We start from the raw sequence: 24,871 nt of genomic DNA on the forward strand, positions 1-24,871 counted from the left end.
GGGGGAGTCCCCCGCAAAAATCTTTAGATGTTACACAAAAGCTCTGTCGCGAGTTTGCTTAAGAATGCTAGCAGAGTGCTCGAGCTGTTGCTGTTCGTGAGGAGTTAAATTCAATTCAATAATTTGACGTACGCCGTTTTTATTAATGATAGCTGGTACGCCGATATACACATCAGAAATACCGTATTGTCCTTCTAATAAAGCAGATACTGTTAAAATAGAATTTTCATCATCTAAAATAGCCTTGGTAATGCGTACAAGCCCCATTGCAATTCCGTAATAAGTCGCTCCTTTTCGATTAATAATATGGTAAGCCGCATCGCGGGTTTGTTCGAATAGATGCTGCATATCGGGTTCTTTTTCAATAGCGGCAGTATTGATAAAATGTTCGAGCTTCACACCGCCAATTTGCGCGTGGCTCCAAACAGGAAATTCCGTATCTCCATGTTCCCCCATAATATAAGCGTGGACGTTGCGAGAATCTACTTCGAAATAGTCGCTTAACAAGTAGCGGAAGCGAGCTGTGTCAAGGATCGTTCCTGAACCAATTACCCGTTCGTTTGGTAATCCTGATACTTTTTGTGTAACGTGTGCGAGAATATCAACTGGATTTGTTGCCACTAAAATGATGCCGTCAAATCCGCTGTTCATAATATCTTTTACGATGCATTCAAAAATTTTAACGTTTTTTTCAACTAGATCTAAGCGTGTTTCCCCTGGAGCTTGATTAGCGCCCGCTGTAATAACTACTAAATCAGCATCAGCACAGTCTTTATAATCTCCAGCCCAGATTTTCATCGGTGTGGCAAATGGCATTCCATGATTGATATCGCGTGCTTCACCTTCTGCTTTTTCTTTGTTCATATCGATTAACACTAATTCATTGGCAATACCTTGATTCACCATTGAAAAAGCGTAGCTTGAGCCAACAAAACCAGTTCCGATAACGGCAACTTTTCGTGTTTTTGGTGTAAATTGTGTTTTCATTTGTATCATCCTTTGAATTTTATTTTGTGATGTTTTTCACAATGTTAGTGTAACAAGAATAAATACCCTCGGCTGTGATAAAAATCACACCCTTAAAAAATAGTAAACAATTTTACAGGGCGATTTAAAAAAATGTCCTTCTACATGAAGTGCCACATTTAGAAAGATCTTAAACGTTTAAAGTGTTGAGTAAAGGCAACTTGTTTTGCAGAAAGCTAAAGAGTTTAACATTCTCTATTTGTATGTTAGCAGCCAATAATGTTTCTATAGACCCACACGAAATCCATTTGTTACACTAAGTTTGCTTATTTTGAATAAAGGAGTGGAAGGGATGGAGAATTACTATGAGCAAGCCCAAAAAGGCGCTTGGGTTAGTATCTTATCATATATCTTTTTATCGACATGTAAACTTATCATTGCGGGTATCACCGCTTCCTCTGCATTAAAAGCCGACGGTCTTAATAATGTTACAGATATTATTGCATCAATTGCCGTCTTAATCGGCTTAAAGATTTCTAAAAAACCTCGCGATAATGATCACCCCTATGGACATTCCAGAGCGGAACATATCTCTTCACTTATTGCTTCTTTTATCATGATGGTCATCGGACTAGAAGTATTGGTCGATGCGGGTCAGTCATTATTTATGGACAAATCTGAAGCGCCTAATTTACTGGCTGCTTGGGTAGGTCTTGGAGCGGCTGCTGTTATGGGTGGTGTCTACCGATATAATATTAAGCTTGCTAAAAAACTTGATAGCCAGTCTTTATATGCGGTTGCTAAAGATAATTTGTCTGATGCACTTGTGAGTATAGGGGCTGTTGTGGGAATTTTTGGCTCACAGTTCGGTCTGCCCTGGCTGGACGTGGTAGCTGCTTTTGCTGTGGGAATTATTATTTGTAAAACAGCCATCGAAATTTTTAAAGAAGCGGCTCATTCCTTAACGGACGGATTTGATGAAGAAAAGTTAGGGCACTACAAAGAAAGCATCGAGCTTGTAGAAGGTGTAAAAGAAGTAGAAGATGTGAAAGCGCGTAAGCTTGGTAACCAAGTCGTGATCGATGTAACTGTTAAAGTAGATCCCCATTTAAATGTTATCAAAAGCCATGAAATTGCTGATCAAATTGAACATATGATGAACGATGAGCATCAAATTAAAGATACGCTTGTTCATATTGAACCTGATGCATACGAAAAGCAAAAATAAAACCAGCACGTTCTTTCGTTATGAAAGGATGCGCTGGTTTTATTTTGCGGGAATTTGAAATAAATCACAAAAACTTCTTCAAAAATGAAAATAAAAAGCCGTTATTAGTAATATAAAGATTTTTGTAGAAGGGTGAGGGAATGAAGAGGTTAAGTGCAAAGCTCGTAGTATTTTTTAGTATTTTTATAGCTATTTTATTATTAGTTGTTTCAGGGGCTGTTTATCAATTTACCAAAACACAAATAGAAAAAGATGTAGAAATTCAGTCTCAAAGTCAAGTGAAAGAGTTAAAAGAAACGATTCATACGTACTTAGACATGTATAGTCGTTCTTTGCTGACGTATAGTGAAAACGATGTAATTGTTAACTTTGTTAAGCAGGAAGGAGATCAAACAAACCAAGAGAAAAATCCGTATTTTACATGGAACACAGTTCAAAAAGAGTTTACACAGTTTAAAGAAAAGTATCCAAATCTGGCACTTGAATACATAGGCACTAAAAATAAAGGAATGTATTCTGTTCCTAAACAAGAGTTTGGTTCAAACTATGATCCGACTTCAAGGGTGTGGTACAAACAAGCGGTAGAATCACCTAATGAGGTTATTTATACGGATCCATATGAAGATGCAGCAACCAAAAAGACGGTCGTGACAATTGCAAAGGCTATTTTAGATCCAGATACTAAAAATGTGCTGGGCGTTATAGCTACTGATTTAGACTTAGATGCATTAAAAAACATTGTAGGTAAAGCAGAAGTAAATCACGGTGGGTATGCATTTTTATTTGATCAAAATGGCACAGCGCTCGTTCATCCAACAGAAGCTGGAAAAAATTTAATGAATCAGCCATTTATGAAAAAAATGTACGAAGCAGACCGGAGTAGAGATTTCATGAAGTATACCTTTCAAGGTGAAGAGAGAGTGATGGCATATGATACTCTCGAAGGGACGAATTGGAAGATAGGAAATGCCTTTATTTATAATGAAATGCTCTCAAGCGCTCATCATTTACTGACTGTTATTGTCTGGATTGCGTTAATTGGCATCTTATTATCAGTAGTGTTAACCATCTTTTTCTCAAGAATCATTACTAATCCGATTCGCCGCTTGAAAAATGAAGTAGCCAAAGTAACAGCTGGCGATTTAACGGTTCAGGTGAAGACGAAGTCAAAAGATGAAATTGGTGAGCTTACTCATTTATTTAATGATATGGTAGCCAAAATGAAAACATTGATTGGCACGGTTCAGACGTCTGTTGAGACAGTAAAAACGTCTGTTGAAGACTTGAGTGCCGTATCTGAAGAAGCCACTGCATCCAGTGAGGAAATCGGCCGGGCTATCCATGAGATTGCGAGCGGTGCCACGCAGCAAGCTTCTGACGCTGACACTACTAATCATAAAACGATGAGTTTATCTTCGCAAATTGAAGAAGTCATTGAACAAAATGCACAGATTAATAAAATGACGATTGAAGCTGTAAGCATCAATGAAAAAGGTTTAAAACAGATGCAGCTCCTTCGCAACCAAACTACTGAATCGGCTCAAACGATTCATGCTGTTCAAGCTGTAATGGAAGAGTTAACAAATAAGATGAAAAAAATTGAATCTATTATTTTTACCATTAATAGTATTTCAGATCAGACAAATTTACTTGCATTAAATGCTAGTATTGAAGCAGCTCGTGCAGGAGAACATGGCAAAGGATTTGCGGTAGTAGCTGAAGAAGTGCGAAAACTCGCTGAACAGTCCTCTCAGGCCACTGAACAAGTTCGCCATACGATTGCAGCGATTCAAGGGGAAGTCGCTGCTGCACGTGAAGAATGCAACCGTACAGAAGAGCTTTCAAAGTCTCAGGACTTTGTGGTAGGAGATACAGAACGAGCTTTTCATAAAATTGCAACTACAATTGAACAAGTGGCGGCGGCTGTGGAACATGTGACAAGCAGCATGGACAGTATCGATGAGCATAAGGAAGACGTGGTAGCGGCCATTCAAAGTATAGCAGCTATTGCACAGCAATCAGCAGCGGGAACTGAAGAAATTACCGCTTCTACAGAAGAACAAATTAGAGCTATTTCTACTGTTTCTCAATCAGCTGAACATCTGCAAGAGATTAGTGAAGAATTGGCGAACTTGATTCGTCAGTTTAAAATTCAATAGAAAAAAGCTGGGACAAAAGTATTTTAGTTAAAAGAAAATCCGAACGGTAAATTGAGATTCTTGATAAAGAATTCAACTCGTTCGGATTTTTTTATTGATATGGTGAACACAGGTTTCAGGTAGGTATCTCAAGCGGTTCACCGCACTTCTTCTATTTGTTTGCCCTTAGCTAGTTGCGTCTTAACCTCTCTTTTAGTTTAATAGGAAAGCAACTTGGTGTAAGCCAAAAAGACTTGCTGAGTTGGAGGTGCAACAGCTGACACACGCTGATGTGTAAACGGGTGTATAAAAGAAAGCTTAATGGCATGTAAAGCTTGCTGCTGCTCTTTTAATCTCTTTCCTCCATAAAGAGTATCACCAAGTAACGAATAGCCGATGTGACTCATATGAACACGAATTTGGTGAGTGCGTCCGGTTTCGAGCGAAAGTTCGATAAGCGTTTCGTTTTTTGCCGTATTGCGTTTTAACACCCGATAACGTGTTTTGGCATCTTGTCCCGTTCTAGATACTCTTCTTCTTGTAGCGTGATGACGATCGCGTCCAATGGGTTCATTGATGATTCCATCCTCTTTTTTTATGATTCCTTGGACGAGGGCAATATAAGTCCGATTAATTTTACGTTCAGCCAGCAGCTGATCAAACACAGAGCTTGCTACAAAATGCTTCGTGAACAAGATAGCACCTGATGTATCGCTGTCCAAACGGTGAACGTGTCTAGGCTTTGTTTTGAGGCCTATTTTTTGAAAATAAGCAGCTACAGCATTTAAAAGAGTTTTTTGATCTTGCTCTGATGAAGGATGAGTATCTAGGTTTATTGGTTTGTTTACGATTAGTACGTGCTCATCTTCAAACAAAATCTCTATATCAACATTGTAAGGAGTGATTTCATTAGGCTCTGCTTCAAAAAAAGGAAGTGACACTTTATCATGTTCCTTAAGAGTGTTTCTCCATGGTAAAGGCTCACCGTTTATAAGCACATTTTTATTCATTCGAAACTGATGCAGCGTTTTTTTAGGAATACGCCATTTCGTTTTTAAATAATCTTCAATTGTTTGCCCTGCATCATTTTTTGCGATTTTATCTTCTAGCCATTGGCCATTTATACTCATATTTAATCCCTTCCTTACATACTAGTAAATATCCTTTAATCTTTTAAAAGAACTTGTAAATAATTAGGAGGAAATAACTACCTGAAGTTCTCGTTTTATGTTTATGTTATGCTAAATAAAGAGACATAAGTTAAGAGAAAAAAGGGGGGGGTAACCATGAAAATTGCCCAAGCAGCTCCGCCAGAAATGGAGAATTACATAGAAGAGTTGACTGAACAGCTTCGCTATGACTTGTTACCTCGGTATGTATCTGTAGATAAGCTTAATCCTGATGAATTATTAAACCCAGATTATTGTACAGACCATTTATATAATGGCTTACTCGATGAAGCATTGCAAGTCATTAGTAGCCTTCAGACAATAATTGCCGTGATTGAAGCGATCCAACATCGGCCGATTGAAGAAAGCGACTGCGAGCAATTCGAAAAAAATATTGCAATTTTAAAAAAATACGGGTTTTTATTTCCTGTTTCCATTGAGTGTTTTGCAAAAGAAAACAATTTGATTACGTATTCGTATGAATCGTTTTATAATTCATACATAAATTAAAGAAAGAGGCTGGGACAAAAGCATTTTAGACGAAGTGAAGAACGAACCATTGATCGAGATTTTTGATTAGTGGTTCGTTTTTTTGTTATGGTAAACGTAAGTTTCATTTAGTTGTGTCTCAACTTATTTCTTTTTATTGGCATATTTCAGATTTCAATTGGACATTTAAAAAGAGCTTGTGATATGGTCAAACTTGTATAAATCCATCACAAAAAACAAATAGGAGCGAAAACATGACAAAAGCAAAATTATGTTTTATAGGTGCAGGCTTTCACGCATCAACGAACATTTATCCCTCAGTTATTGAAGCAGGAGCAGAAATTAAAGCAATTTCCACACGCAGTATGGAAAGATCAAAAGCTGCTCTTCAGCGATTTGGGAGCAGCGGTACGCCATACGATGATTATAAGAAAATGCTGAAGCAGGAAAAGTGCGACGGAGTAGTAGTTGTGGCACAGCCTGAAGATCATCCTGCTTTGGTGCTTGATTGCATTCGAGCGGGAAAAAATGTTTATGTGGACAAGCCTTTGGGGATGAATGAAAGAGAAGCAAAAGAGATTTCAGATGCTGCTAGGGAAGCTGGCGTAAAAGTAATGGTAGGTTTTATGAAGCGCTATGCACCTTGCTATATAAAACTAAAAGAGCTAATTGAAGAAGGAAACCTTGGAAACGTCCGTTCATTTCAAGCGAGGTTTGCTGTAGACAGTACCCCTTTTTGTAAAGATGAAGAGCAGTTTATGAAGCTTGCTGCCATACATATTGTTGATCTTGTCCGTCACTTGTTCGGCGAAGTCGTTCACGTGACAGGGTTCAGAAATAATCATGGTGAATATATTTCAAATAGTATTTCGCTGAAGTTTGACAATGGCACTGTAGGGAGCCTGTATTTTACTGGCATGACAGCGTGGTCTCGCGAAAGCGAAAACTTATTAGTGACATTTGACAATGGCTTTGCTTTTGCTGATGAAGTAAACGCATTGACTATTCACGAATCTCAGACTTTTGATGATTTACCATGGAAGTCATTAAAAGAAAACGACCGTGTGTTTACACCTTCTGCTTCTCCAATGTCAGGAGCATATCGAGATCTTTACCTTCGTGGATTTGTTGGAGAGATGGCTCATTTCATTGAGTGTTGTACAAGTGATGAAGAAATTATTTCCAGTGGAAGTGACAATGTAAAAACGATGAAATTATGTGATCAAATACTGTCATCTTTAATGTAAAGAAAGCTTTAGAGAAAAGAATGTACGATGAATAAACTTCTGTAAATTATGTAAATCATACTAAATAATGTTATGATTAGACAGGCCGTATAGAGAAGAGCATTTATCTTTCATAAGATTACAGAACGTTTCAATCTTATTACATATGTTTAAAATTAGCCTAAATGGTTTCTTTTTACGCCTATATCATATACAATGCCCCCTAGATGATTTTTTCGAATAGCTAATAATCGTTTGGGATTATGAAAGGAGATTAATCATGAAAAAACTGATGTATACATTGCTCATTGGGTTAATTGCTGCAGCTTTAACAGCATGCGGTTCAAACGATGATGCAAAGCAATCAAAAAGTGATGATCAGAAAACTGCACAAACTGAGAAGCAAAAAGAGGCTCAGGAAAAGCAGGAAAAGCAAGCAAAAGAAATGCAGAAGAAATTAGATAAACAAAAAGTAGATGAGAAGAAAACCGTAGCGGTTGTAAACGGTAAAAAAGTTTCTGGTGAAGAATATAATGCGGCATTATCTTCATCACAAGCCCAATATCAACAAATGGGACAAGACCCAACATCTAAAGAAGCAGCTAAACAAGTAAAGCAGCAAACAATTGACAATTTAGTAGGTCAAACGCTGCTATTGCAAGAAGCTGAAAACAAAGGCTATAAAGCAACTGATGAAGAAGTAAATAAAAAGTTAAAAGAAACGAAAAAGCAGTTCAAAACAGATAAACAGTTTAAAGCGGCTTTAAAAGATGCAGGACTAACTCAATCACAATTAAAGTCTGAGCTGGCTGACAGCATTAAATATCAGCAGTACGTAGATAAAGACATCCAAACACCAGAAGTAACAGATAAAGAAATTCAAGATTATTACGATCAATTTGCAAAACAAAGCCAAAGTCAAGCAAGCGGCGGTAAAGAACAATCTCAAATGCCAAAGCTTGAAGACGTAAAGCCTCAAATTAAGCAGCAGCTTGAACAACAAAAGAAACAAGAAGCATTAGAGAAAAAAGTTGAAGAACTTAAGAAAAATGCAAAAGTTGAAGTGAAGCTTTAAATACAAATGAAATGGCCCTTTAAAGGGCCGTTTTTTTTTGTTATGTACATTTATTGCTTCTTGTCAGTAAAAAGGGGTGCGTGAAAGATTTTATTGTATTTTGACTTATAAGGTAAAAAGTGTTCTGATGGTTTGCCTTTCATCCTATACTTTTCTTATATAGATATAAGAGAAATTGGGGGAGTCAATAAATGAAAAAGGTGGCTGTTTTTTTTGTTGGGCTTATTTTTTTACTCGCGGGGATGGGTCTGACAGGCAATGCGTCTGCGGCTTCAAATCAACTTATTATTATTAATAAATCTACTAACACCCTTGCTTTTTATGATGGAGGAAAATTAGTAAGGACGTTCAAAGTTGCGACAGGGAGGCAGATGAGTTATACACCAGAGGGTACCTTCAGCATTGTGAATAAAATTAAAAACCGGCCTTATTATAAAGATAACATTCGGGGAGGAGATCCTAGGAATCCGCTAGGTGATCGCTGGCTAGGATTAAATGTGCGCGGAACATATGGAACGACGTATGCTATTCATGGAAATAATAATCCAAGTTCTATCGGGACTTACGCAAGTTCAGGGTGCATTCGTATGTATGATAAAGAGGTACGCTGGCTGTTTGACCGCGTTCAAACCGGTACAAAAGTGGTTATTGGTCAATTTCATTCTCAAAGTTTTGATTCAATCGCTGTTAAAAACAAATACAAAGTAAGCAGTGCTCCAGTCGCCCAGAATCTTTGTAAAACGAAAAAGCTCTCAAAAGGCCAAATTGGTTTTGTAACGATTCAATCACCGATGGTTTTGTTAAAAGAAGAAAAAGGAAAATGGGTAAAGATTCGTACGTTAAATCGCGGTGAACGCTATAATGTATATAAAATAAATGGCATTAAAGTCTCTTTAGGACCAGGATTTATTGAAAATTATCCTAATAAAAAAACATCCATAAAATTAGATATTTGCAAATAGAAAATGAGGCTGGGACAAAAGTATTTTAGCCTAAGTGAAAAATGAGCCATTGATCAACATGTTTGATTGGTGGTTCGTTTTTTTTTATTATGGTGAACGTAGGTTTCATCTGTTTTGTTCCTTCTAGCAGTTGTACGGAAATCAACAGCGGTGTCACAAGCTATTCATACGAGCTAATGCATCCATTTGTTCGTCTTTAGATTGGATTTATTTTGTTATGTTTCAACTTCATTTTTTGAATTTTTAATAATGTTTATTATAATAAAAAACAGGGAAACTAATTGCCTAATGAAGAGAGAGAAAGGGTTGTTTTAGCGTATGTCTACAATAGATTTATCAAAATTCGAGAAAAAAATGATTATTCGTAACATCAAACCGGACGATATAGATGAAATTTTAGCACTTCAAAAGCTATCATTCCCCGGAATGGATCCGTGGAAAAAAGAACAGCTTGAAAGTCACCTAGCCATTTTTCCAGAAGGACAAATATGTGCAGAGTACGACGGGGAAATTATCGGATCTTGTTCAAGCTTGATTGTGAACTTTGATGAGTACGATGATCAGCATACGTGGGACGATATTACAGACGAAGGATACATTACAAATCATAACCCGGAAGGCTACAATCTGTATGGAATTGAAGTAATGGTTCATCCAAAGTATCGCGGCATGAAAATAGGACGCCGCTTGTATGAAGCACGTAAAGATTTAGCACGTGAATTGAACCTGAAAAGTATCATCATCGGAGGAAGAATTCCTAATTACCATAAGCATTCAGCTGAAATGTCGCCTAGAGAATATGTAGAACAAGTTATTCATCATAAAATTTATGATCCAGTCCTATCTTTTCAGCTAATGAACGGATTTACGCTTATGCGTATAAACCCTGGTTATCTTCCTGATGATCTAGCTTCTAATAAGTATGCAACGCTGATGGAATGGAACAACGTAGATTACGTTCGCCGTTCAAAACGCCATTTTAAAACATCATTCCCAGTGCGCATTTGTGTTGTTCAGTATATGATGAAACAGATCAATTCATTTGAAGAGTTTGCAACACAGGTAGAATATTATACAGATGTTGCTTATGACGCAAAAGCCGACTTCTGCGTATTCCCGGAAATTTTCACAACTCAGCTAATGTCTTTCTTGAATGAAAAGATTCCAAGCAAAGCCGTTCAGCGCGTAGCAGAATATACGGAAGAGTATATTGAGCTATTCACTAACTTAGCGGTTAAATATAATGTAAATATTATTGGAGGATCCCACTTCGTCGAAGAAGATAATGGAGATATCTTTAATATTGCGTATCTATTCCGCCGAGATGGAACAATTGAAAAGCAGTATAAAGTGCATATTACACCTAATGAAAGAAAATGGTGGGGAATTAGCCCAGGAGATAAAGTCGAAGTGTTTGATACAGATTGCGGTAAAATTGCGATCCAAATTTGCTATGACATCGAATTTCCGGAGCTTGCTCGTATTGCTACCGATAAAGGTGCAAATATTATTTTTACGCCATTCTGTACGGAGGACCGTCAAGGCTATCTGCGCGTAAGATACTGTTCTCAGGCGCGCGCAATCGAAAACCAAATTTATACGGTTATCGCAGGTACAGTTGGTAACCTGCCTGAAACAGAAAACATGGATATTCAGTACGCTCAGTCTGCTATTTTTGCACCGTCTGACTTTGAATTTGCACGAGACGGTATTGTAGGAGAATGTAATCCTAATATTGAAATGGTGGTTATTGGAGACGTAGATTTAGAAATTCTTCGCCGCCAGCGTCAATCAGGAACGGTTCGTCAATTAAAAGACCGACGCCATGACGTTTACAATATCAAATATAAAAAATAACGCAGTTTCTAAAAACATCATGCAAATGCATGGTGTTTTTTATTTCAACTTTTGCCATAATAAAAACTATTACAATGAATTTTATGGACTAACCATGGAAAAGAGGGGAAAACATGAGTTTTCATGGACAATCGGTATTACCCGCTGTTCGAGATATGAAGCAATTGGAAAAGTTTTTAGCAAGTAATTATGAGTACGGAGTTCTTTTAGACAATCAAGTGGGCATGCTAAAAGGAATCATGAAAGAAGTCCATAAGCATGAAAAAAAGCTAATCATTCATTTAGACTTAATTCATGGCTTAAAGCACGATGAATATGCGGTTGATTTTTTGTGTCAGGAATTTAAGCCAGCAGGAATTATTTCGACAAGAACAAACGTTATTTTAAAAGCTAAACAAAGAGGGATTTATGCCATTCAACGAGTCTTTTTATTGGATAGCACGGCTTTGAAGAAAAGCTATGAGTTAATGAAGAAAGTAAAACCGGATTATATTGAGCTTCTTCCTGGAATTGTGCCCACTTTAATCCAAGAAGTTAAAGCTGAAACGGGCATTCCGGTGTTAGCTGGAGGTTTAATACGAACGGCAGAAGAAGTTCATAATGCTTTAGAAGCCGGGGCTTCGGCTGTTACAACATCAAATAGAGAACTGTGGAGTATTTCAACTTAAAAAAACTGTTTGACAACGCTTTCATCATCTAGTAAACTTCTAGATAAGTTAATAGATGTGAGGGAGAATGGGAGATCCACGGTATAGCCTTTTAATGATTTTATTAGGGGGATGTATGGTGGATTTTCTTATTTTCTTGTTGTTTTAATCGTTTTCATACAAAGGGGAGGTTATTTATATGCAAGCATTCTTAGGAGAAATAATTGGAACAATGATTTTAATTATCCTTGGCGCTGGTGTATGTGCGGGCGTCAATTTAAAAAAATCGTTTGCTGCTAATTCAGGATGGATCGTTATCACAATGGGATGGGGAATGGCGGTAGCGATGGCAGCATATGCGGTTGGTAATATGAGTGGGGCACACTTAAATCCAGCGTTAACCGTAGCGCTTGCTATTACAGGTGATTTTCCGTGGTCACAAGTACCGATGTACATTTTAGCTCAGTTTATTGGAGCCATTCTTGGTGCAACAGTTGTTTATTTACACTATCTTCCACACTGGAAAGAAACAAAAGATGCTGGTACAAAATTAGGCGTATTCGCAACGGGACCAGCAATTGCTAACCCATTTGCAAACGTTTTAAGTGAGGCAATTGGAACGTTTGTATTAGTTGTAGGAATCTTAGCAATTGGAGCAAATAAATTTACAGATGGATTAAATCCTTTAGTAGTAGGATTTTTAATCGTAAGTATTGGTTTATCATTAGGAGGAACAACAGGCTATGCAATCAACCCTGCTCGTGATTTAGGACCTCGTATTGCTCATGCTATCTTGCCGATACCTGGAAAAGGCAGCTCGAACTGGAAATACGCTTGGGTACCAGTAGTGGGTCCTTTATTAGGCGGATCAATTGGTGCAGTATTTTATCAAGCGGCATTCTTAAATAAAATGTCTAGCAGCTTATGGATTGTCTTAAGCATTGCGGTGATTGTTTTAGCTGTTATCTACGCTGTTTCTAAACAAAAGACAGCACAAATTCAATCAGCAGTAGTACCAAAAAAATGAATGCGCTTTACCATCTAACTATGTACAATAAAGAAACGACACTATACAGAGAATAGGGGATATTGATATGGAAAAATTTATTTTATCTTTAGACCAAGGAACAACCAGCTCACGAGCAATGTTATTTAATAAAAAAGGTGAAGTTGTACATGTAGCTCAAAAAGAGTTTACGCAGTACTTCCCAAAACCAGGTTGGGTAGAGCATAATGCTAGTGAAATTTGGGGTTCTATCCTTGCTGTTATTGCATCTTGTCTATCTGAGTCAGGTGTTCATGCTGATCAAATTGAAGGAATTGGAATTACCAATCAGCGTGAAACAGCAGTAGTGTGGGAAAAAGCAACAGGAAAGCCAGTATACAATGCAATCGTATGGCAGTCTCGACAAACGTCTGCCATTTGTGAAGAGTTAAAAGCAAAAGGATTAAACGATACGTTCCGCGACAAAACGGGATTATTAATTGATGCATACTTCTCTGGAACAAAAGTAAAGTGGATTTTAGATAACGTAGAAGGTGCACGAGAAAAAGCGGAAAACGGTGAATTGTTATTCGGAACAATCGATACATGGTTAATTTGGAAGCTATCAGGTGGAAAAGCGCATGTAACGGATTACTCAAACGCATCCCGTACGCTTATGTTCAATATCTACGATTTAAAATGGGATGATGAACTGCTAGATATTTTAGGAGTACCGAAATCTATGCTTCCAGAAGTAAAGCCTTCTTCTGAAGTATACGCTCATACAGTAGATTATCACTTCTTCGGTCAGAGTATTCCAATTGCGGGAGCAGCAGGAGATCAGCAAGCCGCTTTATTTGGACAAGCGTGCTATGAAAAAGGAATGGCGAAGAACACGTATGGAACAGGTTGCTTCATGTTAATGAATACGGGTGAAAAAGCAGTTAAGTCCGATCACGGTTTGTTAACTACATTAGCATGGGGGATTAACGGTAAGGTAGAATATGCGCTTGAAGGCAGTATTTTTGTAGCAGGATCTGCTATTCAGTGGCTCCGCGATGGTTTAAGAATGTTTAAAGATGCGGCTGAAACTGAAAACTATGCAACACGAGTAGAGTCTACAGACGGCGTATATATTGTGCCAGCTTTCGTAGGACTTGGAACGCCATATTGGGATAGCGATGTACGAGGAGCGATGTTTGGATTGACTCGTGGTACAAAAAAAGAACACTTTATCCGTGCAACGCTTGAATCACTAGCTTATCAAACAAGAGATGTATTAAGTGCAATGGAAGCCGACTCTGGAATTACATTAAAAACATTGCGTGTAGACGGAGGAGCAGTTAAGAATAATTTCTTAATGCAGTTCCAAAGTGATGTGTTAGACGTTCCGGTTGAACGTCCTCAAGTGAATGAAACAACGGCTCTTGGGGCAGCATATTTAGCGGGTCTAGCGGTTGGCTACTGGAAAGATTGCGATGAAATTGCGCAGCAGTGGAATATGGAAAAATCTTTCGAACCAAATATGGAAGAAGAAAAGCGTGAAGAATTATATAGCGGCTGGAAAAAAGCTGTGCATGCAACAATGGCTTTTAAGTAATTATTTGATGAAAATCCTTTAATTAAAAGTGCATGTATGATATAATTTACTCAAGTTAATAAATTGGTTGGAGAATCGGAGAGACCACAGATCCATATGTAGGCATACTATATATGTGATTTGTGGTCTCTCTTTTTGGTATATTGGAAAAATTTGATATCTTTGAAAAATGAAAGGGGAATGACGTATGTTTTCAAGTCAAACACGTTCGAATAAATTGGTAGACATGACACAAAATCAATATGATTTACTAGTAATTGGTGGGGGAATTACTGGTTCAGGTATTGCCCTTGACGCGACTCATCGAGGTATGAAAACGGCATTAGTTGAAATGCAGGATTTCGCAGCAGGAACGTCTAGTCGTTCAACGAAGCTTGTTCACGGCGGACTACGCTATTTAAAACAGTTTGAAGTTAAAATGGTAGCCGAAGTTGGTAAAGAACGTGCGATTGTATATGAAAATGGTCCTCATGTAACGACTCCGGAGTGGATGCTGTTACCTTTCCATACGGGTGGAACATTCGGTAAATTCTCAACTTCAATTGGACTGCGCGTATATGATTTCTTAGCTGGTGTAAAACGCTCAGAGCGCCGCAAAATGTTTAGCGCAGAAGAAACGCTTAGCCGCGAGCCATTGGTAAAATCTAAAGACTTAAAAGGCGGCGGTTACTACGTTGAATATAAAACAGATGATGCACGTTTAACAATTGAAGTAGCTAAAGAAGCTGCCGCAAGAGGAGCAGATTTAGTCAATTATACAAAAGTGGAAAACTTCATTTATGATAAAGGAAAAGTAGTAGGGGCTGTTGTTCGTGATCAGCTTACGAATAAAGAATATAATATCTATGCGAAAAAAATCGTCAACGCTGCAGGTCCATGGGTGGACACGCTGCGTGAAAAAGATAATTCAAAAAAAGGCAAGCAGCTTCAATTAACAAAAGGAATTCACTTAGTTATCGATCAAGAGCGCTTTCCGTTAAAACAAGCCATTTATTTTGATACACCTGATGGACGTATGGTGTTTGCAATTCCGCGTGATGGAAAAACATATGTGGGCACAACAGACACGGTCTATAAAGAAGACGCTAGACATCCGCGTATGACTGTAAAAGATCGTCAATATGTTATTGATGCGATTAACTATATGTTCCCAACGGTTGATATTACAGTAGACGATGTGGAATCAAGCTGGGCTGGTGTTCGTCCACTTATTCACGAACAAGGAAAAGACCCTTCTGAAATCTCGCGTAAAGATGAAATCTGGACATCGGAATCAGGTTTAATTACGATCGCTGGAGGGAAATTAACTGGGTACCGTAAAATGGCTGAAATTGTCGTAAATCGCGTAGCTGAAGATTTTAAAGCAGAAGGACGCGAATTTGAAAGCTGTCAAACTAAACATTTACCGATTTCTGGAGGTAATGTAGGAGGTTCAGGTGGGTTCCCAACGTTTGTAGAGCAAAAAGTCAAAGAAGGCATCAAACTAGGATTATCACGTGACGCTGCTGAAAAGCTTGTAAAACGCTATGGCTCAAACGTAGATAAAGTATACCGCTACATGATTGAACGTCCAGATCAGCTAAAAAACAGCGACCTTCCAGCTAGTGTATTTCTGCAAATTCAATATGGCATAGAAGAAGAAATGGTTTCAAAACCAGTGGACTTCTTTATTAGACGTACGGGCGCTTTATTCTTTGATATCAACTGGGTAAGAAGCTGGAAAAAACAAGTGATTGCTCATATGGCCGAAGAGTTAAAGTGGACGCCTGAGCAAACAAAAGCTTATACGGATGAATTAGAACAGCACCTTCATGACGCAGTTGTACCAGTAGATGAAAAAGTTAACCGTATGACAGGTATTTCATGATAAAATAAAAAGTACCTCAAAATTTGTCAATACAGCCATAATATAATAGCAGGAAGTCAAATTTTGACGAAGAAATATAATATGACTGTTAAAAAAAGAGAAAGACGATTACTCGTTTTTCTCTTTTCATACATATTTACATTTATATAAGGGGGCTTTTTTTTATGAGTTGGAAAGAAACGTATACATCTTGGGTTAATCATCCAAATTTAGATCCTGAATTACGTCAAAATTTAGACGCAATCAAAGGTGATGAAAAACAATTAGAAGATAGTTTTTACAAAACATTAGAATTTGGAACAGGCGGAATGCGTGGGGAAATTGGAGCGGGTACAAACCGTATGAATACGTATACAATCCGAAAAGCTTCCGAAGGCTTTGCTGAGTACATTAAACAAGCTGGCGAAGAAGCTATTAACCAAGGAGTAGTCATAGCGTATGATTCTCGCCACAAATCCCCTGAATTTGCAATGGAAGCAGCAAAAACATTAGCAAGTCACGGAATTAAAACGTATGTATTTGAAGAGCTAAGACCAACACCTGAACTTTCATTTGCAGTGCGTGAGTTAAACGCATTTGGAGGTATTGTTATTACAGCGAGCCACAATCCTCCTGAATATAATGGATACAAAGTATATGGTCCAGACGGTGGTCAGTTGCCGCCAAAAGAAGCTGATGAACTAGTTGGCTTTGTAAATGCTGTGGAAAATGAACTTGCATTAGCTGTTCAATCTGAAGCGGAGCTAAAAGAAAAAGGTCTTATTGAAATGATTGGTTCAGCGATTGACGAAGCATACAATGAGAAACTAAAAACGATTTTAATTAATCCAGAGCTAGCTTCTGAAACAGGTAAAGACTTAAAAGTGGTTTTTACACCTCTGCATGGTACAGCTAATAAGCCAGTTCGCAACGCGCTTCAATCCATCGGTTACGAAAATGTCACGGTTATTGAAGAACAAGAACTTCCTGATCCAAATTTCTCGACGGTTAAATCTCCGAATCCTGAAGAGCCGGCTGCATTTGAATATGCTGTTCGTAAAGGAAAAGAAATTGATGCAGATATCTTAATCGCAACGGATCCAGATGCAGACCGTTTAGGAATTGCTGTCAAAGATCCAAGCGGCGAATATGCGTTATTAACAGGAAACCAAACGGGTGCTTTATTGCTTCACTATTTGCTTTCTCAAAAGAAAGAAAAAGGCGTGCTGCCTGCTAATGGCGTTGTGTTAAAAACGATTGTAACGTCAGAAATCGGCGCACAAATTGCTCGTTCATTTGGACTGCAAGTTGTTGACACTCTAACAGGTTTTAAATTTATCGGTGAAAAAATTAAGCAATATGAGCAAACGGGCGAGTATACATTCCAATTCGGTTATGAAGAAAGCTATGGCTATTTAATTGGTGACTTTGCTCGTGACAAAGACGCTGTACAAGCAGCCATTCTAGCAGTAGAAGCTTGTGCTTATTATAAAAAGCAGGGCATGACACTATACGAAGCGCTTCAGCAAGTGTTTACTAAATATGGTTTCTATCGTGAAGGTCTGAAATCTTTAACGCTTAAAGGAAAAGAAGGATCTGAGCAAATTCAGCATATTTTGGCTACATTTAGAAATGAACCTCCTACTGACATTGCAGGATTAAATGTTTCGGTTGTAGAGGATTATACATTAAGTGAGCGTCAGCATATTAAAGCAGGAAAAGTAGAAGAAATTACATTACCAAAATCAAATGTATTAAAATATATCTTAGAAGACGGTTCTTGGTTCTGCCTTCGTCCGTCTGGTACAGAGCCAAAGGTGAAGTTCTATTTTGGCGTCGTGTCAGAAGATGAAGCAACAAGCATTGCTCATTTAGAAGCTGTACAAACAGCTGTAATGGGTGAAGTAGAACGTGTATTGGATAAAGTGAAAACGGTATAAAAGTAAAGCCTGCTCAAACTTGAGCAGGCTTCTTTTATGATACTTTGTTTGATTGCGTATTTGACAAGTACGAAGAAGATCGTAGGGCTTTATAAATTTTCGGAGCAAGCATAGCCCCAAGAACAGTAAAAATAAGATCCTTTACCGCAAACCACGACATAATCTTCCAAGCGGCTGCATATGTCATTGCAGGAGCTTCAAGCCAGTAATTAACTGCTGCATACATATACGTAGTACCAATTAAATAAATAACCGCAATACCAACTAGCGATGAAATTAAAAAGATAGAAAAAGTTGGCTTCCCGCGCATTTCCATAATTTTTCCTGTGATAAATGCTGCTACGATATAAGAAAGCAAAAAGCCGCCGGTGCTTCCAAATAAAATACCAATTCCTGCTTTAAATTGAGCAAATACCGGGGCGCCGGCAATGCCAATTAATACGTATACAATCATCGAAATAGAACCCATTCGGCTCCCAAGTAAAAGTCCTGCTAATATAACAAAAAAAGGCTGAAGTGAAAGAGGCACGCCGCCTACTTGTAAAAAAGGTGCCCAAGAAGTAATGTTTGCACCAATAGCCATCAGAGCCGCAAACATACCGGCTAGCGTTAAATCTAATGTGCGAAACCTTTTATTAGTACTCATATTGTTCCTCCCAGTATGTACTGAAATATCTTAGCGTATGTACTGAAGATTGTACGTCGAATTCACTTTTATGTCAACGATAAAAATAAATATGTTTACATATATTATGTGAGGTTTTTTGAAATAAAGTATGCATATTTTTAGTGCAACATAAAAAAATAAAGAAGGGAATTCATCCCTTCTTTGTCCAAGTGTGTGTATCAAAAATACTAGTACAATGATTCTTCCAGAAGCTCCGGGTTGTGCTCCGAATATTCCGTTGCATGATCAATGTAGCGTAGTAAGGAATAAAGCTCTTCTTGAATGATGCGGTAGTTTCGTTCGAAATTGTAGGCGTGCAAAAAATGTTCAATCTTTTTTGAAAGAAAATCGTCGTCTGTTCGAACCATTAAAATTAATAAGTTATCCCATTGTGAACGGTGTGTGTAATACAAAGCTCGATCATAATCAATTACATCCATTAATAACGTTCCTCCTTTTGAGGAGTTGAAATTAGTGTATGATATTTGCGGGAATTCTTACGCTGTAAATGTTGGGCAAAAGACCAGTGCATAATTAAAAGAGGTTGTAGTTATTATGCAAGAAGAATAAACGTACAGCACCTGATAAATCATAAGAAAAGCAAAGAATGATGCAGCATAACAGTTATATTACATCCATTATTTAAGACAACTAAATAAAAATCCCCTTTTCTTGAAAAAATAAAGCTTCTTTTTGATGAAAACACATGAATTGACATGTTTGTACATAGATTGAAGTAAGGAGTGAAAGGGGGAGCTGTCGTGAAAGAAGCAGATTATAAGCAATTATACCGTGCGATTGATGAAATTACGGAAATAGCTAGCGGTTTCGGCTTAGATTTTTATCCGATGCGCTATGAAATTTGCCCGGCAGATATTATTTATACGTTTGGTGCATATGGGATGCCAACTCGTTTTTCACATTGGAGCTTTGGAAAACAATTTTACAAAATGAAATTACACTACGATCTGGGATTGAGTAAAATTTATGAATTAGTTATCAATTCAGATCCTTGTTATGCATTTTTATTGGATTCCAATGCGCTTATTCAAAATAAATTAATTGTAGCTCACGTGTTAGCTCACTGTGACTTCTTTAAAAATAACAGCCGTTTTGCCAACACTAAACGGGATATGGTAGAAAGTATGGCAGCGACCGCTGATCGAATTAAAGAATACGAAGTAAAGCACGGTAAGCGTGAAGTAGAAAAGTTTTTGGATGCTGTCCTATCGATTCAGGAACATATTGATCCGTCCCTTATGCGTGCCAAGCTTTCTTGGAGCATAGATGATGTAGAATCATCGGAAGAAGAAATCATTTCTCCTTACGATGATTTATGGAATTTGGATTATAAAGAAAAGAAAAAACCAAAACCTCCAAAGTCTTTTAAAAAATTTCCGCCTCAGCCTGAAAAAGACATCTTATTATTTATCGAAGAATACAGTCCTTATCTAGAGGATTGGCAGCGGGATATTTTAACGATGATGCGAGAAGAAATGCTTTATTTCTGGCCGCAGCTTGAAACAAAAATTATGAATGAAGGCTGGGCTTCTTTCTGGCATCAGCGCATTATTCGAGAAATGGATTTAACGAGTGATGAAGCGATAGAATTCGCCAAGCTAAATGCAGGGGTTGTGCAGCCGTCTAAGACGGGAATCAATCCATATTATTTAGGTTTAAAAATCTTTGAAGACATTGAAGAACGCTACAATAATCCAACAGAAGATATGATTCGCCGGGGCGTGGAGCCGGGGTCAGGAAGAGAGAAGATGTTTGAGGTACGTGAGGTTGAATCAGATATTTCCTTTATCCGCAATTACTTAACAAAAGATTTAGTCATGCGGGAGGATATGTACTTATTCCAAAAACAAGGAAAAGACTATAAAATCGTCGACAAAGAGTGGACAGAAGTTAGAGATCAGCTTGTTAATATGCGCGTAAACGGCGGATTTCCTTATATCACAGTAACCAATGGAGACTATCTAAAAAATGGAGAGCTCTATTTAAAACACTGGTATGAAGGAATTGAATTAGATGTCAAATACTTAGAAAAAGTGGTACCGTACGTTCATCAGCTTTGGGGCCGCCCCGTTCATTTAGAAACGGTAATGGAAGGCAAGCCAATCGCCTTTACGTATGATGGAAAAACAGTGCATAGAAAACATTTGTAAAGAAGAAGACCGCTTAAACAGCGGTCTTTTTGGGCTTCTGTAACTTACCCATATAAATTGAAAAAATAAAATTACTATGCAATAATCAAATGAGAATTACTTTCATTTAGAAAGGGAGATAAGATGTTTGTTGTAAACGCAAGTTTTGAAACAGAAAAGAAATTTGAAGAACAGCTCAAGCAAAAAGCTAAGAAAAACAAAAGAGAAATTGAGGCAGCCAAAGGAAATTTATCGTTCGAATGCTGGAAAAAAGATTCCGCAGATAAAGTTGAATATGTTTTTGTATCCAAGTGGGAAGACAAGCAGTTCTTTCAAGCGTGGATCTCAAGAGAAGAACATGTGAACGAACATAAAGAAGCGAATAAAAAGAAAACGAAAGCATGTGCTGAAGCTATGGAAATCAAGAAAACGCTGCGCTTTTATGAGGCGGTAGAAGAGGACATTCTTTCCTAAAAAAGCATGCTTGACTTTCATAAATGTTGTAACTATAATGATTACAACAAAATAGGAGTGAGAGCAATGAAAATTAGCAGTCGATTCACCGTGGCCGTTCACATACTATCTTTAATTAAAGTAGATAGCAGTCATCCTAGTACTTCAGAGTGGATTGCTAGCAGTGTAAATACAAATCCTGTTGTTATAAGACGAGTAATTGGGATGTTAAAGAAAGCTGGACTCGTGGGTGTAAAAGCCGGAGCTGGCGGAGCTTATCTATTGAAAGATTTAGAAGAGATAACGTTGTTAGACGTTTATCGAGCGGTGGCGGCAGTGGAAGAAGGAGAATTGTTTCAAATGCATGAAAATCCGAATGTGGAGTGTCCTGTAGGAGCCAATATTCAAAGTGTCCTTGAATTGATTTTAAAACGTTCTCAAGATGCCATGGAACAAGTCTTAGCCGATGTGACCATGAAAGAATTAGTGACGGATTTAATAGCAAAAATAGATGCGTAATAACATGCTTCTGTTCGTAAAAAAACGGAGAAACCTAGGTTTCTCCGTTTTTTTATAGCTTCACAATTGTTCGTCCTCGAGCTTGTCCTTTTAATAAAGTCGGAAGTACCTCAGGGAGCTGTTGTAGTGAAATTTCCTGTTGAATGAAAGGTTCAAAGCTTTCAGGCTTAAAGTCACTAGCGAGTCTATTCCAAATCTCTTTTCGAGTAGGCATTGGACAGTAAACAGAATCGATACCTAATAAATTAATCCCTCTTAAAATGAAGGGGAAGACGGTTGTTGGCACTTTGCCTCCAGCTGTTAGCCCGCTGACAGCTACAGAGCCGCCGTACTGAATTTGACTGAGAACAGAAGCTAGAGGCTCTCCCCCCACAGGATCCACCGCAGCAGCCCATTTTTGTTTGCCTAATGTTTTTAATTTGCCGTTATAAACATCTTCACGCGCTACAATAGAGGAAGCGCCAAGCTCTTTCAAATAAGCTGCTTCCGAGCTTTTTCCCGTACTTGCTTCCACTGTGTAGCCTAATTTTGAAAGAATGGCAATCGCAAAGCTTCCTACACCTCCCGTAGCGCCTGTTACAAGCACAGAGCCATTAGATGGACTAGTATGGTTTTCCTCTAAGCGATGCACAGATAAAGCAGCTGTAAAGCCAGCTGTTCCGATAATCATTGCTTCTTTTAACGTTAAATTTTGAGGAAGAGGGACAATCCATTCGCTGCGTATGCGCGCATACTCACTATAGCCTCCAAAGTGTGATACGCCAATGTCATAGCTTGTTGCGATGACATGATCACCTTCTTTAAAATCAGGGCTGTCAGAAGATACAACGACGCCTGCTAGGTCGATTCCTGGGACAAACGGGCAGCTTGTCACAATATTGCCGTTTGCGATGCTGGCTAAGCTATCTTTATAATTCACTCCTGAATAATGAACGCGAATAAGTACATCGCCTTCTGGCAAATCGTTTAGCGTCAGTTCTTGGACGGACGCCTCCACTTGGTCTTCACTTTTTTTATCTACGATTAATGCTGAAAATGATTGCTCCATTTTATTTCTCCTTTCTATACTGAGATGTATACATCTATACATAGATTACCTTATTTCTATACCCATTATAGAAAATAGTAAAAGAAGTTCCTAATACTTTGATTACGAAAGAGATCATTTCATTATAAAATAGCGGTATAGCTATTAGTTAGCAATACATAGACATAGAAAAGAGGAGAAGAGAAATGAGCACAAATGTATATTTTAACCATGATGCAGGCATCGATGATTTAGTATCGCTTTTTTTACTGCTGCAAATGGATGATGTAAAAGTAACGGGAGTATCTGTTATTCCGGCTGACGGATATCTAGAGCCAGGTATCAGCGCAAGCCAAAAGATTATTGATCGTTTTGGAAGTTATGATATTGAGGTTGCTAAATCTACTTCACGCGGTATGAATCCATTTCCAAAGGAGTGGCGCATGCATACGTTTTATGTAGATGCACTGCCGATTTTAAATGAAAAAGGGGAAGTACAAACAAAAATAAGTCAGCTCCCTGCTCATGATCATTTAATCGAGACATTGCAGCACACAGCCGGGAAAACAACTTTATTGTTTACAGGACCGTTAACAGATTTAGCAAGAGCACTTGAAAAAGCGCCGGAAATAGAAGAGAAAATTGACAAGTTAGTATGGATGGGCGGTACATTTCAAGAAGTAGGAAATGTGCAGGAACCTGAACACGATGGAACGGCGGAGTGGAATGCTTTTTGGGATCCAGAAGCAGTAGCGAAACTATGGGAAAGCAAAATTAAAATTGAGATGGTTGCTTTAGAAAGCACGAATCAAGTTCCCTTAACGCCCGCTATTCGTCAAATGTGGGCTTCACTTCGAAGATATGAAGGAGTAGACTTTGTAGGGCAGTGCTACGCGGCCTGCCCGCCGCTTGTGCACGTTGAAACCAATTCAACATATTATTTGTGGGATGTACTCACAACAGCATTTACAGGGAATTCAACACTTGTGAAGGTAAAAACGGTTTCGAGTATTGTGCATACAGAAACACCGAGCCAAGGAAGAACAGAAATTTCCGAAGAGGGACGACCTGTAGATATCGTATATGATGTCACAGCTGAAGCATTCTTTACGTACATTACAGATTTGATGAAAAAAGCAGTAGCCAAATAAAGAAAAAGGTTGCACATGAAAGTGTGCAACCTTTTTAATGAATCATATTCAAGAATTGACGTGTCCGCTCTTGCTGAGGATTTAAAAATATTTGATCCGGTATCCCTCTTTCCATAATGACACCTTGATCCATAAAAATAACTTCATCCGCTACTTCACGGGCAAAGCGCATTTCATGAGTTACCACCACCATCGTCATTCCTTCTTTTGCCAAGTCTTTCATGGCTTGAAGAACGTCTCCTACAAGCTCAGGATCAAGAGCTGAAGTAGGCTCATCAAACAGCATAACTTTTGGGTCCATCGCCATTGCTCTGGCGATGCCAACACGCTGTTGTTGTCCGCCAGACAGCTGGAAAGGATAAAAGTCGAGCTTGTCTCCTAAGCCAACTCGTGTTAATAATTCTTTCCCTCTTTTTTCTGCTTCTTGAGTGGAAACACCTTTTACAATTACAGGACCTTCCATAACATTTTCAAGCGCAGTTTTATGAGGAAACAAGTTATAGTTTTGAAAGACCATACCTGTTAGGCTTCGAAATGAAGTAATGTCTTTTTTGCGAACAGGCTTGGTAAAATTCATGCTTTTTTTATCAAGTTCAATCGTGCCGTCTGTTGGGATTTCTAACAGATTTAAGCAACGTAAAAAAGTTGTTTTACCCGATCCAGAAGGGCCGATTAATACAATTACCTTGCCCTGTTCAACTTCTAAATCAATTCCTTTTAATACTTGCAAATCACCGAATGATTTATGCAAATTTTTGATATTAATCATATAAAAA

Annotated in this window: 22 protein-coding genes; 16 read left to right on the forward strand and 6 right to left on the reverse strand. The window is 38.2% G+C overall.

Going from position 1 to position 24,871, the window contains the following annotated elements:
* Positions 1-30: 30 nt before the first annotated feature.
* Positions 31-987, reverse strand: a complete 957-nt coding sequence (locus tag ACFX40_RS24500; RefSeq protein WP_013081626.1) for an L-lactate dehydrogenase — start codon at positions 985-987, stop codon at positions 31-33.
* Between the two features lie 331 nt (positions 988-1,318).
* Between ACFX40_RS24500 and ACFX40_RS24505 the strand changes: the two genes are divergently transcribed.
* Positions 1,319-2,194, forward strand: a complete 876-nt coding sequence (locus tag ACFX40_RS24505) for a cation diffusion facilitator family transporter (protein ID WP_060745381.1) — start codon at positions 1,319-1,321, stop codon at positions 2,192-2,194.
* A gap of 140 nt (positions 2,195-2,334) precedes the next feature.
* Positions 2,335-4,353, forward strand: coding sequence for a methyl-accepting chemotaxis protein (locus ACFX40_RS24510; protein ID WP_377256800.1), 2,019 nt, complete (start codon positions 2,335-2,337; stop codon positions 4,351-4,353).
* Positions 4,354-4,550: 197 nt separating this feature from the next.
* On the opposite strand, the gene ACFX40_RS24515 is transcribed toward ACFX40_RS24510, so the two are convergent.
* A complete protein-coding gene (locus ACFX40_RS24515; protein ID WP_098433060.1) occupies positions 4,551-5,462 on the reverse strand; it encodes an RluA family pseudouridine synthase in 912 nt (303 codons plus the stop codon).
* A gap of 156 nt (positions 5,463-5,618) precedes the next feature.
* Here ACFX40_RS24515 and ACFX40_RS24520 point away from each other — a divergent pair, with 156 nt between their 5' ends.
* The 10 genes from ACFX40_RS24520 to ACFX40_RS24565 all read left to right on the forward strand — a co-directional run bounded on the left by ACFX40_RS24520 (position 5,619) and on the right by ACFX40_RS24565 (position 18,128).
* The gene (locus ACFX40_RS24520; protein ID WP_013081630.1) at positions 5,619-6,011 is read left to right on the forward strand and encodes a YhcU family protein; all 393 of its coding nucleotides are present in this window, start codon (positions 5,619-5,621) and stop codon (positions 6,009-6,011) included.
* 233 nt (positions 6,012-6,244) lie between these two features.
* Positions 6,245-7,237: a Gfo/Idh/MocA family protein gene (locus ACFX40_RS24525; RefSeq protein WP_377256803.1), complete on the forward strand. Its 993-nt coding sequence runs from the start codon at positions 6,245-6,247 to the stop codon at positions 7,235-7,237.
* Between the two features lie 259 nt (positions 7,238-7,496).
* Positions 7,497-8,291 (forward strand): SurA N-terminal domain-containing protein, encoded by a 795-nt coding sequence (locus ACFX40_RS24530; RefSeq protein ID WP_013055258.1) that lies wholly within the window; start codon positions 7,497-7,499, stop codon positions 8,289-8,291.
* 191 nt (positions 8,292-8,482) lie between these two features.
* A complete protein-coding gene (locus ACFX40_RS24535; protein WP_377256806.1) occupies positions 8,483-9,253 on the forward strand; it encodes a L,D-transpeptidase in 771 nt (256 codons plus the stop codon).
* A gap of 318 nt (positions 9,254-9,571) precedes the next feature.
* Positions 9,572-11,110: a carbon-nitrogen hydrolase family protein gene (locus ACFX40_RS24540; RefSeq protein WP_013055260.1), complete on the forward strand. Its 1,539-nt coding sequence runs from the start codon at positions 9,572-9,574 to the stop codon at positions 11,108-11,110.
* A gap of 113 nt (positions 11,111-11,223) precedes the next feature.
* Entirely contained in the window at positions 11,224-11,778 is a 555-nt protein-coding gene (locus ACFX40_RS24545) for a glycerol-3-phosphate responsive antiterminator (RefSeq protein ID WP_028412593.1), read from the forward strand.
* A 178-nt stretch (positions 11,779-11,956) separates the two neighbouring features.
* Positions 11,957-12,784: an MIP/aquaporin family protein gene (locus tag ACFX40_RS24550; RefSeq protein WP_028410245.1), complete on the forward strand. Its 828-nt coding sequence runs from the start codon at positions 11,957-11,959 to the stop codon at positions 12,782-12,784.
* Between the two features lie 67 nt (positions 12,785-12,851).
* Positions 12,852-14,342 (forward strand): glycerol kinase GlpK, encoded by a 1,491-nt coding sequence (glpK, locus tag ACFX40_RS24555; protein WP_028410246.1) that lies wholly within the window; start codon positions 12,852-12,854, stop codon positions 14,340-14,342.
* A 187-nt stretch (positions 14,343-14,529) separates the two neighbouring features.
* On the forward strand, positions 14,530-16,209 hold the full coding sequence (locus ACFX40_RS24560) for a glycerol-3-phosphate dehydrogenase/oxidase (RefSeq protein WP_016762944.1): 1,680 nt from the start codon (positions 14,530-14,532) through the stop codon (positions 16,207-16,209).
* Positions 16,210-16,373: 164 nt separating this feature from the next.
* A complete protein-coding gene (locus ACFX40_RS24565) occupies positions 16,374-18,128 on the forward strand; it encodes a phospho-sugar mutase (RefSeq protein ID WP_028410247.1) in 1,755 nt (584 codons plus the stop codon).
* Positions 18,129-18,162: 34 nt separating this feature from the next.
* On the opposite strand, the gene ACFX40_RS24570 is transcribed toward ACFX40_RS24565, so the two are convergent.
* A complete protein-coding gene (locus tag ACFX40_RS24570) occupies positions 18,163-18,774 on the reverse strand; it encodes a biotin transporter BioY (protein ID WP_028410248.1) in 612 nt (203 codons plus the stop codon).
* A gap of 209 nt (positions 18,775-18,983) precedes the next feature.
* Complete coding sequence (locus tag ACFX40_RS24575) at positions 18,984-19,235, reverse strand: YhdB family protein (protein WP_013055267.1); 252 nt, start codon at positions 19,233-19,235, stop codon at positions 18,984-18,986.
* A gap of 321 nt (positions 19,236-19,556) precedes the next feature.
* On the opposite strand from ACFX40_RS24575, the gene ACFX40_RS24580 reads away from it, so the two are divergent.
* The 3 genes from ACFX40_RS24580 (at position 19,557) to ACFX40_RS24590 (ending at position 21,917) form a co-directional block, all read left to right on the forward strand.
* Positions 19,557-20,966 carry a SpoVR family protein gene (locus ACFX40_RS24580; protein ID WP_013055269.1) on the forward strand — a complete coding sequence of 470 codons (1,410 nt, stop codon included), beginning with the start codon at positions 19,557-19,559 and terminating at the stop codon, positions 20,964-20,966.
* 123 nt (positions 20,967-21,089) lie between these two features.
* Positions 21,090-21,419, forward strand: a complete 330-nt coding sequence (locus ACFX40_RS24585; RefSeq protein ID WP_028410249.1) for an antibiotic biosynthesis monooxygenase family protein — start codon at positions 21,090-21,092, stop codon at positions 21,417-21,419.
* A gap of 66 nt (positions 21,420-21,485) precedes the next feature.
* Positions 21,486-21,917: an Rrf2 family transcriptional regulator gene (locus tag ACFX40_RS24590; protein ID WP_013081642.1), complete on the forward strand. Its 432-nt coding sequence runs from the start codon at positions 21,486-21,488 to the stop codon at positions 21,915-21,917.
* A gap of 52 nt (positions 21,918-21,969) precedes the next feature.
* On the opposite strand, the gene ACFX40_RS24595 is transcribed toward ACFX40_RS24590, so the two are convergent.
* Entirely contained in the window at positions 21,970-22,965 is a 996-nt protein-coding gene (locus ACFX40_RS24595; RefSeq protein WP_377256809.1) for an NADPH:quinone oxidoreductase family protein, read from the reverse strand.
* Between the two features lie 185 nt (positions 22,966-23,150).
* Here ACFX40_RS24595 and ACFX40_RS24600 point away from each other — a divergent pair, with 185 nt between their 5' ends.
* Positions 23,151-24,095: a nucleoside hydrolase gene (locus ACFX40_RS24600; protein ID WP_028410251.1), complete on the forward strand. Its 945-nt coding sequence runs from the start codon at positions 23,151-23,153 to the stop codon at positions 24,093-24,095.
* Positions 24,096-24,129: 34 nt separating this feature from the next.
* On the opposite strand, the gene ACFX40_RS24605 is transcribed toward ACFX40_RS24600, so the two are convergent.
* The gene (locus ACFX40_RS24605; protein WP_028410252.1) at positions 24,130-24,864 is read right to left on the reverse strand and encodes an amino acid ABC transporter ATP-binding protein; all 735 of its coding nucleotides are present in this window, start codon (positions 24,862-24,864) and stop codon (positions 24,130-24,132) included.
* Between the last annotated feature and the right edge of the window lie 7 nt (positions 24,865-24,871).

The organism is Priestia sp. YIM B13552, assembly GCF_042787775.1.
GTDB classification, from domain to species: domain Bacteria; phylum Bacillota; class Bacilli; order Bacillales; family Bacillaceae_H; genus Priestia; species Priestia megaterium_E.